Consider the following 13,293-nt stretch of genomic DNA (forward strand, 5'->3'; position numbering starts at 1 on the left):
AGTGTAATGGTGCTGAGATTAAAGAGCGCCGTAGATTACAGAACTAATAGCCGCTAGACCACATAAAGCTGTAAAGATTTGTACAGGTGCTGAAGTTTTGTACTTAGCCATTGCTGGTACTTTGTTCATCGCGAATACAGGCATTAGGAACAGGATAGCTGCAATCATTGGAGCACCCATTGTTTCAATCATACCTAAGATGCTTGGGTTAACTACCGCAACAATCCAAGTAGTCACAACGATGAACGCTAGAGAGATTTTTTCAATCTTGCTTACTTGAGTGTTAGAGCGAGATTTGATTAGACCTACTAGACCTTCGTGTGCACCTAGGAAGTGACCGAAGTAGCTAGAAGTGATTGCTGCGAACGCTACTAGAGGACCCATGTAAGAGATAAGTGGAGACTCGTGAACGTTAGCTAGGTAAGAAAGTACAGAGATGTTTTGTGCTTGCGCTGTTGCTAGTTGCTCTGGAGATAGAGAAAGTACAACAGAGAATACGAAGAACATTACAAAACCCATCAGCATCATTGCTGCGCCACCAGTGATAGCGTCAGTCTTCTTAACTGCGTTTTCACCGTGTACACGACGTTGCTCTTTAGAGAACTGAGAGATGATTGGGCTGTGGTTGAAAGAGAACACGATGATTGGAATTGCTAGCCAGATGATAGAAGGCATAGCAGACCATTCTGGGCTTACGTCCATCATAGATGTGTTCCAATCAGGAACTAGGTAGAAAGACAGTGCTAGTAGGATGAATACTAGTGGGTAAACCATCGCTGAAGTTGCTTTCAGCATTAGCTCTTTACCGAATACAACACCAGCAGTCATAGCTAGGATAAGTGCACCAGAAAGAAGAGGACGCGGAATCGATTCCATACCCATTTGGTTTACAAGGAAAGAGTCCACAGTGTTTGTGATACCAACACCGTAAATTAGAACGATTGGGTAGATAGCGAAAAAGTAAGCGAAAGTAATAAGGTTCGCGCCAGTCTTACCAAAGTGTTCTTCTACTGTATCAGTGATATCTGCTTCAGGATTTTTTGCAGACAGTACAAAACGTGCTAGAGATTTATGTGCAAACCAAGTCATTGGTGCTGCGATTAGAGCTAGGATAACTAATGGCCAAAAACCACCCGCACCAGCTTTGATTGGAAGGAATAGTACGCCAGCACCTACTGCTGTACCGAACAGAGAAAGACACCAAGTAAAATCTTTATAAGTAAACTTGCTCGAGTCTTTTACGGCATTTGCCGAAGAAGTTGTTGTATTCATGTTAAATTACTCATTTTTTGGGAACAGGAAATAAGTCGGGGCTAATTTTGCAGAATTTTCTTCGGCAAAAAATAGATCTAAATCATGTAATGAAACGGCTTGTTATATGATAGGCGAAAAACGGTTTTGTGATCACGATTTTGGCGTGCTACAGGTGATTTTTGCTCATGCCTGATATTAGTTTTTCTTATCTGAAGGGTGGGCTGTTTTAGATTTATACAAGGTAACCGTTTGCGTAAAAACGTATTAATAAATCTGTTCCATGGAATTTTGAGCGTTTGTTAATAAAAAATAACTGAAACCTCCATTTTATGTAACTTGTTTCACTACATGCTGCTGCATTGATTGTACAATTTGTGCCGTTACACCCCAGATCAACTGGTCTTTGAACGGCATTGCGAAGACGCGATGCTTGATCTTTTTAAAATCCACTAAATGACTATGTAAGTTGGCTTGGTCGAACACATATTCGGCAGGAACTTCAAAAATCGAGTCCACTTCATTACGGTCTATTTTGGGTTCGTAGTCTGAATCAATCAGCGCAACAATCGGCGTTACTGAAAATTTACTGATGGTATTGAGAGCGGGAAGCTGGCCTATCACTTTGACCTGCTCTTTAACAATACCGATCTCTTCTTGTAGCTCTCTAAGTGCGGTATGTTGCAATGTCGGGTCGCTTTGTTCGTATTTTCCGCCGGGAAAGCTCACTTGTCCGGGGTGATGTTTCAGATGTGCAGCTCGTTTAGTAAAAATTACGTTAAGTCCATTTTCACGTTCTACTAATCCGACAACCACAGCGGCTTGGCGTAGATCTTCATCACGAATCTGTGCCACACGTTCAATGGATTCTGGGTGATAGCCCACAATCGGGTTAAGTTGAAATTGCTGTAAGAAGTTCTGTTTGTCCATATTGAGCCAATATATTGATTATTATGCTAATAAGTATAAGCACAACTTCTGGCCCAACACCAATCGGCAACACTCGACAGTTTTAGGAATGAAGAGGTGCGAAGCGTTGCATATTTGCTATATTGATAGAAACCACCGCCTATATTGTAAGTTTTCATTGGGCTGTTAAGTACTTAGCAATCTAGCGCTCATAACGACCTAGAGACCATAGCTAGCTACTTAGAGACCATAGCTACTTAGAAACTATAGCGACCAGCGGACTCGGCAACTGCAGTGGCGTGATAATTCTAAAAAATAAAAAATGAAGGTATGCAATGAAAGGAATCATATTTACCGAATTCTTAGAGCTTGTTGAAGATAAGTTTGGTCTTGACCTTCTTGAGGAAGTGCTTGAAATGTCCGACGACGAAGGTATCTATACCTCAGTCGGCAGTTATGATCACAAAGACCTAGTTAAACTCATTATCAATCTTAGCAAAAAGACTGACATTGATGCCGCCAGCCTGCAGCGCGTATTCGGGCAGTCTGTATTCAAGAACTTACTCGACTCTCTGCCTGATAAAGCCAGTCTCACCCATAGCAATACCACCTTTCAGTTCATCCAGCATGTAGAGCGTTATATCCACGTAGAAGTGAAGAAGCTCTACCCAGATGCTGAGCCGCCTCAGTTTACATTCTTAACGACGGAAGAAGCACAACTGGTGTTCGACTATAAAAGCGCCCGCTGCATGTCACATGTTTGCCTAGGTTTAATAGAGGGGTGCGCGGAGTATCACAACGAATCTATCGCGATAGAGATGATTCCTCAAAATGAAGACCAAAGCGTTGTTCGTTTCAACTTGAGGGTAGAATAGCAGTATGAGTCCAGAGTCGGCCATTGAGCGTAAGCTTAAACGACAAGTTGCAGCACGAAAAGAAGCGGAAAGGTTACTAGAACAGAAAAGCCTAGAACTCTTTGAAGCAAACCAACAGCTTGAGCTGGCGCTACGTCAGCTTGAGAAGCGCTCCAACGCCAATATACGTCGGTTCGAATTCCAAGAGCAGATAGATAACTTGCTGATCGACTTTGGTCGGGCGTTTTTACGCAGCGACCTAGACGACGTTATGCTCCAAGAGTTAACCACCAATATCACTAACAGTTATTTAATTGAAGCCAGCCGTTTAGTGCTGCCACCAAAATTGCTGCCTGAACTAAAAACCAATGACTATGGTGATGCTGCGCTCGGTGGAGTGGATTTGGATGCTCAAGAATTGATGTGGCAAGGCGATGTGTTGTTGATTCCGCTTGAGGTAGAGAAGGTTATTATTGGTTCGCTGCTAGTAAAGGTAAACCTCGGCGATCAAGATGGCGACTTTATTCAAAGCCAGCTTATGCTAGTAACGGATCTTATCTGTAGTGCCATTACCCACCAACTCGCGATCAACCGGAACATCGAATCAAGACGCCGAGCTGAAGAGTCCGAACGTTCGACACGCGACTTTGTTGCGATGATTAACCATGAACTTCGAACGCCGCTCAATGGGTTGTTAGGAAGTGCAGAGCTGATTAGCGATACAGAACTGACTGAGCCGCAACGTGAAATCATTAACAACCTCAGCCAGTCTGGTGAATTTCTCAGAACCATCATCAATGATTTGCTCGACTACAGTAAAATCAACGCAGGTATGCTGGAACTGATTCCAAAAACATTTGCGTTGCGTGACCTGAAAAACACTATAGAGAGCATTTTCATCAACCGTGCGACGGAGAAGCAGCTCGACTTTACGATTTCAATAGGCAAGCAGGTCCCAGCCTACTTTAATGGTGATTTGGAGCGAATCACTCAGTTGTTTGTGAATTTGATCGGTAATGCCATTAAGTTCACTGAAGAGGGTTACGTCCGAGTAGATGTGAGCTGGAAAGATGGGCAATTCGTTTTTGCTGTGGAAGATACCGGGGTAGGTATCGCTGAAACCGCAATCAATACTTTGTTCGATCCGTTCACTCAAGCTGACCGATCCAGTAGTCGAAACTATGAAGGCACCGGCTTAGGCCTTGCGATATGCCGTAAATTAGTGAGCCTGATGAACGGCCATATCTCAGTAAAAAGTGAGCAAGGAGTCGGGACGACCTTCAACATCGCACTTCCTCTCATCGTGGTAGAAACGTCTCACTACGAAGAGAAAGTAAAAGAGAGCATCGTTTCCGATACAGGTTTATCACTATTAAAAGTGCTGGTGGTAGACGACATCAAGATGAACCAAATCATTATTCAGCAGATGCTGCGCAAGCATGAGATTGAACCAGCCATTGCGAACAACGGCGTAGAAGGCTTTGAACTGGCCAGTGCCAATGAATACGATGTGGTATTCATGGACTGTCGAATGCCAATTATGGATGGCTTTGAGGCGACCGAGAAGCTTCGTGCAAAAGGCTACACCAAATCGATTGTGGCATTGACTGCGGGCACGACTTTAGAGGAACGTGAGCGCTGCATCGAGTGTGGTATGGACGACATCCTGAGCAAGCCTTATACAGCCAATGATCTAAAAGAGATGCTTAAGAAGTGGGGAGTAAGCCCAGTTACTCAGTAGGTACAGCGGAAAGCGCATTAAGATAATAGCTTGTACACTTTGTTAGCGTGACTCAAATAAAAAACCAGAAGCTCGGACTTCTGGTTTTTTATTTTGTTAGAACATCTAGAACACTGCGTTTGGCTTTTGATTAGTCTTGAGCAAGCACAGGCAGGATTCTACTTAGCTTGTCTAGTGTCTCTTGATATTCAGATTGGCAATCACTGTCTGCAACTACGCCGCCACCGGCCCATGCGTAAAGTGTTTGGTCCTCAGCAACTAAGGTTCGAATCGTGATGCTAGTATCCATACGACCATGGCGACTGATATAACCGATACTGCCACAATAAGCAGAGCGTCTATGCGGCTCTAACTCTTCAATGATCTGCATTGCTCTTACTTTCGGTGCACCAGTAATGGAGCCTCCTGGGAAGCACGCTCTTAATAAGTCAGCGGCGTTGTATTGTTCATCGAGATCAGCGCGAATGGTACTCACTAGATGATGCACCGCAGGGAAGCTTTCGATATCAAACAGTTTCGGAACGTGTACTGTGCCCGGTTTTGCCACGCGACCAATGTCATTGCGCAGCAGGTCAACAATCATCAGGTTTTCTGCTTGGTCTTTCTCTGCATTAGCTAAATCGTTCGCGTATTGAGCATCGATTTGAGCTTCCTCTGAGCGAGGGCGGGTGCCTTTGATTGGTTTGGTCTCAATTGTGTTGTCTTTTAGCTCAAGGAAGCGCTCTGGAGAAACACTTAAGATGGCGCAATCTTCAAGGCGAATAAAACCAGAGAACGGCGCGCTGTTGTATTGCTCAAGCTTTTCATACGCTTGCCACTCTGAACCTTGATACTGAGCATTAAAGCGCTGCGCCAAGTTAATCTGATAGCAGTCGCCAGATAATAGGTACTCTTGAACAGAATCGAACTTATCACCGTAGCTATCCTGACTCATGTTCGATTGCCACTCAGTGGTTAAGCTAAATGGCGTATGAGATACAGGGCTATGATCTTGAAGCCATGCCAGTCGCGCTTCAACATTTAAACCAACTACACACGCTGTCTTGAGTTTATGGTCAACAATAACAGCCCAATCATAAAGGCCAACGGCCATATCTGGTGCTTTGATATCATGTTCAGCCAGCTCTGGTAGCGTCTCTACACGACGTCCCAAATCGTAGCTGAAGTAACCCAATGCACCACCTACAAACGGCAGGTCATGTTCACAATCAAGATCGGGGATTAATTTCTGTTGATACTGATGCAGCAACTCAAATGGATCGTTCTCTGAAACGATACGATTTTCATTAACATTTATCGTGGTTTTTTGACCGATTGTCTCGAATGTGGCGACCGGTTGAGCAACCAAAATGTCAAAACGACTATCAACATGGCTTTCTGAAGCTGAGCGTAATAGCATTGCCCACGGTAGGGTTTCTATACCTGAAAACAGCTGTTTAGCTAAAGTTGATTGATATTCGAGCGGCTTGATTTGGATAGACTGGAGTTCGTTGTTATTCATTTGTTTAATTTGTGACAAAGAGTTCGATCACTGCATGGCGTGTGAGAGGAAGCAAGAGTATCATAAATTGAAATTAAAATGGGCTCCTGATTCACACAGTTCAAAACAAGGGGTTTAGTGCAAAGCGAAGCAGGCGACTATCTTGGTTATTTAACGGCTCAGATAGGCGAGTGTTAAAGCAACTAAATTAAGCTCAACATTATAATAAGCTAAACACCCATAGAGCCATGAGCCCAACATGGAACTAGAACAATAAAGAGGCATGCAATGACGGTTATTCGTAAGCAAGATGTGATCAGCAGTGTCGCTGACGCACTTCAGTACATTTCTTATTACCACCCTTTAGACTTTGTCCAAGCCCTAGAAAAAGCCTATGAGAAAGAGGAGAGCCAAGCAGCAAAAGATGCGATCGCTCAGATTCTGATTAACTCTCGTATGTCGGCAGAAGGTCATCGTCCAATCTGTCAAGATACGGGTATCGTAACCTGTTTCGTCAACATCGGTATGGATGTGAAATGGGAAACAGACCTAACAGTTCAAGAGATGGTTGATGAAGGCGTTCGTCAAGCTTACAACAACCCAGATAACCCACTGCGTGCATCTGTCCTAATGGATCCAGCAGGTAAGCGTATTAATACCAAAGACAACACACCAGCGGTTGTTCACATTAATATGGTTCCAGGCAACAAGGTTGAAATCCAAATCGCGGCGAAAGGCGGCGGCAGCGAAAACAAAACTAAGATGGTCATGCTTAACCCTTCTGATGACATTGCAGAATGGGTAGAGAAGACACTACCAACCATGGGTGCAGGTTGGTGTCCACCGGGCATGCTAGGTATAGGTATCGGTGGTACGGCTGAAAAAGCGGCGGTACTGGCGAAAGAGTCTCTAATGGAGCACATCGATATCCAAGAGCTTATCGAAAAAGGCCCTGAGAACGCAGAAGAAGAGCTTCGTCTAGACATCTTCAACCGCGTAAACAAGCTAGGTATTGGTGCACAAGGCCTTGGTGGTCTCACTACCGTTGTTGACGTGAAAATTAAAACTGCGCCAACACATGCAGCGTCTAAGCCAGTATGTTTAATCCCTAACTGTGCAGCGACGCGTCACGTACACTTCACGTTAGACGGCAGCGGCCCAGCAGAGCTAACGCCACCTAAGCTAGAAGAGTGGCCGGACATCACTTGGGAAGCGGGCGCGAATACACGTCGTGTTAACCTTGATGAAGTAACTAAAGAAGACGTTCAAGAGTGGAAGACGGGTGAAACGGTTCTTCTATCAGGCAAAATCCTTACTGGTCGTGATGCTGCGCATAAGCGTATTCAAGGCATGTTAGAGAGCGGTGAAGGTCTACCTGAAGGCGTCGATTTCAAAGGTAAGTTTATCTACTACGTAGGTCCGGTTGATGCAGTAGGCGATGAAGCGGTAGGTCCGGCGGGTCCAACAACTTCAACACGTATGGATAAGTTCACTGACATGATGCTAAACGAAACAGGCATCATGGGTATGATCGGTAAAGCAGAGCGTGGCCCTGCAACGGTTGAGTCTATCAAAGAGCACAAAGCGGTTTACCTAATGGCAGTAGGCGGTGCAGCTTACCTTGTAGCGAAAGCGATCAAGAAAGCTCGCGTTGTCGCATTTGAAGACCTAGGCATGGAAGCGATTTACGAGTTTGAAGTAGAAGATATGCCAGTAACGGTAGCGGTTGACTCAACAGGTGCTAACGCTCACCAAATTGGCCCAGATACTTGGAAGGTTAAAATCGCTGAAGCTGAGCAGTAATTGCAAGCGATTAGGGTAAAAGGTCTAGATTTTTTACTCGAAAACGACAAAAGTGCAGCAAGTCCTGCACTTTTGTCTTATTATCAATGATATAGTGATAAACACATAGTTTGATATAAGAATATAGGAGAAACGGATGCCTCGTTTTATTCAGATCCTCCAGATTATTTTAGCCGTGGTGATTGGTGGTTTTGTTGGTTATGATCTGATCTTGAAAGGGATTAGCATTTTCGATAATAAATACGTCACAATTACGTGTGCATTGTGGTTGATTGCAGAGATTGCGCTATTTGTTATCTATAAGTTGATAGAAGACGATTAGTCGTCAAACTTTCCTCAAATGCAAGAAAGACAAATTGTCAAAAGCCCCTGATTATAACGATAATCAGGGGCTTTTATTCATCTAGCATTAAGAAACGATATTAGATAATACCTCGCATAAACAGGACGGATGCTTTCATTTACTTCTCTTTCTTATCCCCTGTTTTTGAAATACGCTCCTGTGCAGTCAAGCATGCGAGCCAAGTATAACGGAGTCGTTCGAATGAAAAAAATAACACAAGAAGTGAGTGACTTTATCAGTCGAGGAACGGATTCTCATATTAGAGTTGCGGTAACTGGCCTATCGCGTGCTGGTAAAACCGCCTTTATCACTTCCTTAGTGAATCAACTGCTGCATACTTCAACCCACAACAACTTGCCCCTGTTTACTGCGGCGCGAGATGGACGCTTAATTGGCGCAAAACGCATTCCGCAACACAACATGATGATTCCACGCTTCTCTTATGATGAGGCAATGGATGCGCTGCACGCAGAGCCACCATTTTGGCCAGTGCCGACGCGTGATGTGAGCGAGATTCGATTGGCACTCAAATATAAGCCAGCGAGTGGCGCGAAGAAGCTTCTCAGTAAAAATAGCACCTTGTATCTCGATATTATTGACTATCCGGGAGAGTGGTTACTGGACTTGCCGCTACTGGATATCGATTTTGATACCTGGAGCCAGTCTCAGTTTGCTGCGCTGAAAGGTCAACGCGCTGAATTGGCACAAGTATGGAAAGAGCAAGCGAGTGAAGTAGATCTGCTAACAGATGCGGACGAAAAGCGCCTAGCAGAGCTCGCAGATACATACACTCAATACCTGCATGGCTGTAAAGAGCAAGGTCTGCACTGGGTTCAACCGGGTCGATTTGTCTTACCGGGTGAATTAGAAGGTGCACCTGTGCTTCAGTTCTTCCCATGCTTGGAGCCAACGGAAAAATATGGCAAACAGAGCAATTATGCAGTTCTTAAAGCGCGCTATGAAGAGTACCAACAGAAAGTGGTGAAGGCGTTTTACAAGAACCACTTCGCTACATTTGATCGCCAAATCGTATTGGTCGACTGCTTACAGCCTCTAAATGCTGGCCATGACTCTTTCATGGACATGCGTGGTGCACTGGAGCAGTTATTAAAGAGCTTCAAATATGGGCGCAGTAATATTCTGCGTCGCCTGTTTGCACCGAAGATCGACAAGATCTTATTTGCAGCGACCAAAGCCGATCATATAACACCGGATCAGCATCCAAATCTCGTGTCTTTGCTACAGCAGATGGTTCATCCAGCTTGGCAGCAAGCGGCCTTTGAGCATATTGAAATGAGCTGCATGAGTATCGCGTCGATTCAAGCGACCAGTGCAGGCTTTATCGCCTCAGGCTCGAGTAGCCAGCCAGCGCTGCAAGGGACCACATTGGATGGGCAGCCACAAACCATGTATCCAGGAGAAGTACCGAAGAAGTTGCCGCACAAAGATTATTGGCAACAGAATAGCTTCGATTTCACTAGCTTCAGGCCGATGCCTCAGCATTCTGATGAACCTTGTCAGCATGTGAGAATGGACAAAGCTCTTGAATATCTTATTGGCGATAAACTGAAGTAGGGGGTTAAAGAATGAGTGAATTGAAAACCAAACAAGTCTTCGACCAACCACTGAATAGTGAGTTTGCCGATGAAGAAAAACGTCAAGATACGCCAGAGCTGAATGCGCAAACCGTATTTGAACAGCAAGAGAAGTTCGTTCCTGCCGCTGTAGAACAAGACAGCGAACAGCAGGGCGAGCCAGAGAAGCAACTAGAGCAGGTCATCCGTCCAAGTCGCGGTCGTAAATGGCTGGCTTCAGGTCTACTAACGGCTTTTGCAGGCTTAGTGGGCTGGCAAGCTATCGATAGTGTTATCACTGCGATCCAAACGGCGGACTGGTTGTCACTTGGCTGGGCAGGTTTTATGGCGGCCATCGCGTCGCTTGGTCTTGGTGCTATGGGTAAAGAGTTGTGGAAACTGCGTTCTTTGAGAAACCATTTCAGTGTTCAAGAGCAGAGCGAAGTGCTACTGAAAAGCGACAGTGTCGGCAAGGGTAAAGCCTTTTGTGAAGATATCGCGAAGCAAGGCGGTATTATTGCTGAGTCGCCAGCGTTCGATAAATGGAAGAACAGCATTAACCCAGCGCACAGCGATGCCGAAGTGCTAGATATGTATGATGCGATTGTAGTGTCGCAACAAGATAAGATTGCTACCAATCTTGTTACACGATACTCAACAGAATCCGCAGCTCTTGTTGCTGTGAGTCCGTTAGCCGCAGCTGATATGTTGCTGGTGGCTTGGCGTAACTTCACCATGATCGATAAACTGGCTGATGTTTATGGCATTGAGCTAGGTTACTGGTCGCGTTTGAAATTGTTCAAATTGGTATTGGTGAACATGGCGGCCGCGGGTGCGAGTGAGCTGGCTATCGATGCAAGCATGGATCTCGTTTCTATGGACTTAGCGGGTAAAGTATCAGCAAGAGCGGGTCAAGGCTTAGGTGTCGGTATACTGACTGCACGCTTAGGATTAAAAGCGATGGCACTGCTGCGACCAATGCCTTGGCATCAAGATCGCAAAGTGAAGTTATCGCATATGCGCAAAGCCGTGGTACACGAGCTGAAACGTATCGCAATCAAGTAATTATTGAGAGAAGAGTAAACATCTGTTTACTCTTCTTCTTGACTGAATAGAGGCCTTAATTCACACTACTGTCAACTTATCCTGACACCTTGAATAGGAATACTTGTGCGTCTTGAAGTATTGTGTGAAGACAGACTCGGTTTAACCCGTGAGCTGCTTGATATTTTAGCAACCAAAAGCATCGATCTGCGTGGTATCGAGATTGATGTTAAAGGCATTATCTATCTGAATTGCCCAGATATCGATTTTGATGCTTTTAGTGAACTTATGGCTGAAATTCGTCGAATTTCTGGTGTAAAGGACGTCCGAAAAATTCAGTTTATGCCAAGCGAAAGGCATAACACAGAGCTGATTGCACTACTTGCAAACCTCCCTGATCCGGTTATCTCAATCGACCTTAAAGGTTCAGTCGATATGGTTAACCATGCTGCGCTTAATCTGTTTGGTAAGACAGAAAAAGAGGTCGTGGGTGAGCCAATCTCTACCTTTGTCCCTAACTTTAACTTCAGTCGTTGGATTGAGGGTGACGTAAAACGTCATCGTGAAGTCGTGGTTTTGGATGGTTTAGACTTCTCTATCGAAATCCTTCCTGTTTACCTTGGTGGTGACGTCAATGAGCCAGTATTGGCCAGTGGCGTTATGACCATTCGTTCGTGCCAGCAAGACCAAGCGCAACAAGACTCTTTGTCAGAGCAGAACAACTTAGGCTTCGAGCATTTTGTCGGTGTCTCTAACCGTCATAAAGCGCTGATCAGCCAAGCTAAGAAACTGGCTATGCTTGACCAACCGCTACTGATTGAAGGTGATACGGGCACAGGTAAAGAGATGTTAGCGAAAGCGTGTCATAACCGCTCTCATCGGTCTTCGTCGCCTTTCCTTGTTTTAAGCTGTGCCTCAATGCCAGATGATGTTGCGGAAACCGAACTGTTTGGTCACGCTCCGGGCTCGTTTAACCATGAGCAGGGACATAAAGGTATCTTTGAGCAGGCTAACGGCGGTACGGTTTTCCTTGATGAAATCGGTGAGATGAGCCCACACCTGCAGATTAAACTACTGCGCTTCCTACAAGACGGCAGCTTTAGACGTGTTGGTGAAGAAGAAGAGATGCATGCCGATGTGCGTATTATCGCTTCAACGCGCCACAAACTGTCTGAACTGGCTGACTCTGGTTCGTTCCGTGAAGACCTTTTCTACCGCTTAAATGTACTGACGCTGTCGATTCCAGCACTGAGAGAGCGCTCGAATGATGTTGCGCCGCTACTGGAACTCTTTGTGGCTAAGTACGCGCAGCAACTCGGCATGTTAAAACCTAAGCTCACTGCTGAACTGGTTGAACAGCTTGGCAATTATCAGTGGCCGGGTAACATCCGTCAGCTTGATAATATGGTGCTTCGCGCACTGACTGAGTTAGAAGGCGATACTTTAGCCGTTGAGCAGTTCCATTTACCTCAGCTAGAAACCATGAACTCTGGAATGGCTAACCTTAGCCTAGACGGTTCACTGGATGAGATAATGAAAGACTACGAATCGCAAATCTTAGAGAAGCTTTATCAGTCTTTCCCATCTAGCCGCAAACTCGCTAAGCGATTGAATGTGTCTCATACCTCGATTGCTAACAAGCTTCGAGACTATGGTATCCGCAAGAATTAGGGACGTTTGATGGAAGATAGAAGTACTCCTGAGCGTCTATATAAACGCTCAGGCAATCTGATTGTGCGTACTGCAGAAATAGACGATGCGTCTTTGATTAGTGGTTATTTTCAAGCCAACCGTGAGCACTTAAAGCCGTGGGAACCCACTCGTGAAGAGGCGTTTTTCGAACGCACTGGTTGGGCTCAGCGTCTAATTAAGTTAAATGAGCTGCACAAAATGGGGCTGGCTTACTACTGCTTGATTATCAACGCAGAGACCAACGAGATGTTAGGCACCGTGTCGTTCAGTAATCTATCTCGATTCCCATTTCATGCGTGTAACCTGGGTTATTCCCTGGCGAAAGATGCGCAGGGCAATGGTTACATGCGTAAAGCGCTTCGTATGGCTTTGGACTACATGTTTGAAGTGCAGAAGATGCATCGCATTATGGCTGGGTATATCCCACATAATGAAAGAAGTGCGGCGGTATTACAGCATTTAGGCTTCGAGAAAGAAGGGTTTGCTAAAGACTACCTTTTGATCGACGGCCAGTGGCGAGATCATGTCCTCACTTCATTGATCAACCCGAATTGGGAAGATAAATGATCGCGATGATCTAGAATTAGAATTTGCTGAGCGTT

11 protein-coding genes are annotated in these 13,293 nt (G+C 45.1%); 8 read left to right on the forward strand and 3 right to left on the reverse strand.

The features are described 5' to 3' along the window. Positions 1-18: 18 nt before the first annotated feature. Both VFDL14_RS0122830 and VFDL14_RS22230 read right to left on the reverse strand, forming a co-directional pair. Positions 19-1,272 carry an aromatic amino acid transport family protein gene (locus VFDL14_RS0122830; protein WP_032548741.1) on the reverse strand — a complete coding sequence of 418 codons (1,254 nt, stop codon included), beginning with the start codon at positions 1,270-1,272 and terminating at the stop codon, positions 19-21. Between the two features lie 309 nt (positions 1,273-1,581). Further along, positions 1,582-2,181, reverse strand: coding sequence for a CoA pyrophosphatase (locus VFDL14_RS22230; protein ID WP_032548742.1), 600 nt, complete (start codon positions 2,179-2,181; stop codon positions 1,582-1,584). A gap of 314 nt (positions 2,182-2,495) precedes the next feature. Here VFDL14_RS22230 and VFDL14_RS22225 point away from each other — a divergent pair, with 314 nt between their 5' ends. Continuing rightward, positions 2,496-3,035 carry a heme NO-binding domain-containing protein gene (locus VFDL14_RS22225; protein ID WP_032548743.1) on the forward strand — a complete coding sequence of 180 codons (540 nt, stop codon included), beginning with the start codon at positions 2,496-2,498 and terminating at the stop codon, positions 3,033-3,035. A 4-nt stretch (positions 3,036-3,039) separates the two neighbouring features. Then, positions 3,040-4,755 carry an ATP-binding protein gene (locus VFDL14_RS22220; protein ID WP_032548744.1) on the forward strand — a complete coding sequence of 572 codons (1,716 nt, stop codon included), beginning with the start codon at positions 3,040-3,042 and terminating at the stop codon, positions 4,753-4,755. A gap of 130 nt (positions 4,756-4,885) precedes the next feature. Here VFDL14_RS22220 and pabB read toward each other — a convergent pair whose 3' ends face one another. Next, complete coding sequence (pabB, locus tag VFDL14_RS22215; RefSeq protein WP_032548745.1) at positions 4,886-6,256, reverse strand: aminodeoxychorismate synthase component 1; 1,371 nt, start codon at positions 6,254-6,256, stop codon at positions 4,886-4,888. Positions 6,257-6,523: 267 nt separating this feature from the next. Here pabB and VFDL14_RS22210 point away from each other — a divergent pair, with 267 nt between their 5' ends. From VFDL14_RS22210 to rimJ, 6 genes are all read left to right on the forward strand, one after another. Continuing rightward, positions 6,524-8,038, forward strand: a complete 1,515-nt coding sequence (locus VFDL14_RS22210) for a fumarate hydratase (protein ID WP_032548746.1) — start codon at positions 6,524-6,526, stop codon at positions 8,036-8,038. 136 nt (positions 8,039-8,174) lie between these two features. After that, positions 8,175-8,360, forward strand: coding sequence for a hypothetical protein (locus VFDL14_RS22205; RefSeq protein ID WP_032548748.1), 186 nt, complete (start codon positions 8,175-8,177; stop codon positions 8,358-8,360). Between the two features lie 222 nt (positions 8,361-8,582). Beyond that, positions 8,583-9,956 (forward strand): YcjX family protein, encoded by a 1,374-nt coding sequence (locus tag VFDL14_RS22200; protein WP_032548749.1) that lies wholly within the window; start codon positions 8,583-8,585, stop codon positions 9,954-9,956. A gap of 11 nt (positions 9,957-9,967) precedes the next feature. Next, a complete protein-coding gene (locus tag VFDL14_RS22195) occupies positions 9,968-11,020 on the forward strand; it encodes a YcjF family protein (RefSeq protein ID WP_032548750.1) in 1,053 nt (350 codons plus the stop codon). Between the two features lie 105 nt (positions 11,021-11,125). Further along, a complete protein-coding gene (gene tyrR, locus VFDL14_RS22190) occupies positions 11,126-12,670 on the forward strand; it encodes a transcriptional regulator TyrR (protein ID WP_032548752.1) in 1,545 nt (514 codons plus the stop codon). A gap of 9 nt (positions 12,671-12,679) precedes the next feature. After that, positions 12,680-13,258, forward strand: coding sequence for a ribosomal protein S5-alanine N-acetyltransferase (rimJ, locus tag VFDL14_RS22185; protein WP_032548753.1), 579 nt, complete (start codon positions 12,680-12,682; stop codon positions 13,256-13,258). Positions 13,259-13,293: the final 35 nt, after the last annotated feature.

This window comes from Vibrio fortis, from assembly GCF_000695685.1.
Lineage (GTDB): Bacteria > Pseudomonadota > Gammaproteobacteria > Enterobacterales > Vibrionaceae > Vibrio > Vibrio fortis_A.

What these genes read in the sequence shown, in the direction of transcription:
- VFDL14_RS22200 (WP_032548749.1), top strand. Translation starts at nt 8,583, where the DNA reads ATGAAAAAAATAACACAAGAAGTGAGTGACTTTATCAGTCGAGGAACG.
- VFDL14_RS22205 (WP_032548748.1), top strand. Translation starts at nt 8,175, where the DNA reads ATGCCTCGTTTTATTCAGATCCTCCAGATTATTTTAGCCGTGGTGATT.
- pabB (WP_032548745.1), bottom strand. Translation starts at nt 6,256, where the DNA reads ATGAATAACAACGAACTCCAGTCTATCCAAATCAAGCCGCTCGAATAT.
- VFDL14_RS22210 (WP_032548746.1), top strand. Translation starts at nt 6,524, where the DNA reads ATGACGGTTATTCGTAAGCAAGATGTGATCAGCAGTGTCGCTGACGCA.
- VFDL14_RS22195 (WP_032548750.1), top strand. Translation starts at nt 9,968, where the DNA reads ATGAGTGAATTGAAAACCAAACAAGTCTTCGACCAACCACTGAATAGT.
- rimJ (WP_032548753.1), top strand. Translation starts at nt 12,680, where the DNA reads ATGGAAGATAGAAGTACTCCTGAGCGTCTATATAAACGCTCAGGCAAT.
- VFDL14_RS22225 (WP_032548743.1), top strand. Translation starts at nt 2,496, where the DNA reads ATGAAAGGAATCATATTTACCGAATTCTTAGAGCTTGTTGAAGATAAG.
- VFDL14_RS22230 (WP_032548742.1), bottom strand. Translation starts at nt 2,181, where the DNA reads ATGGACAAACAGAACTTCTTACAGCAATTTCAACTTAACCCGATTGTG.
- VFDL14_RS0122830 (WP_032548741.1), bottom strand. Translation starts at nt 1,272, where the DNA reads ATGAATACAACAACTTCTTCGGCAAATGCCGTAAAAGACTCGAGCAAG.
- VFDL14_RS22220 (WP_032548744.1), top strand. Translation starts at nt 3,040, where the DNA reads ATGAGTCCAGAGTCGGCCATTGAGCGTAAGCTTAAACGACAAGTTGCA.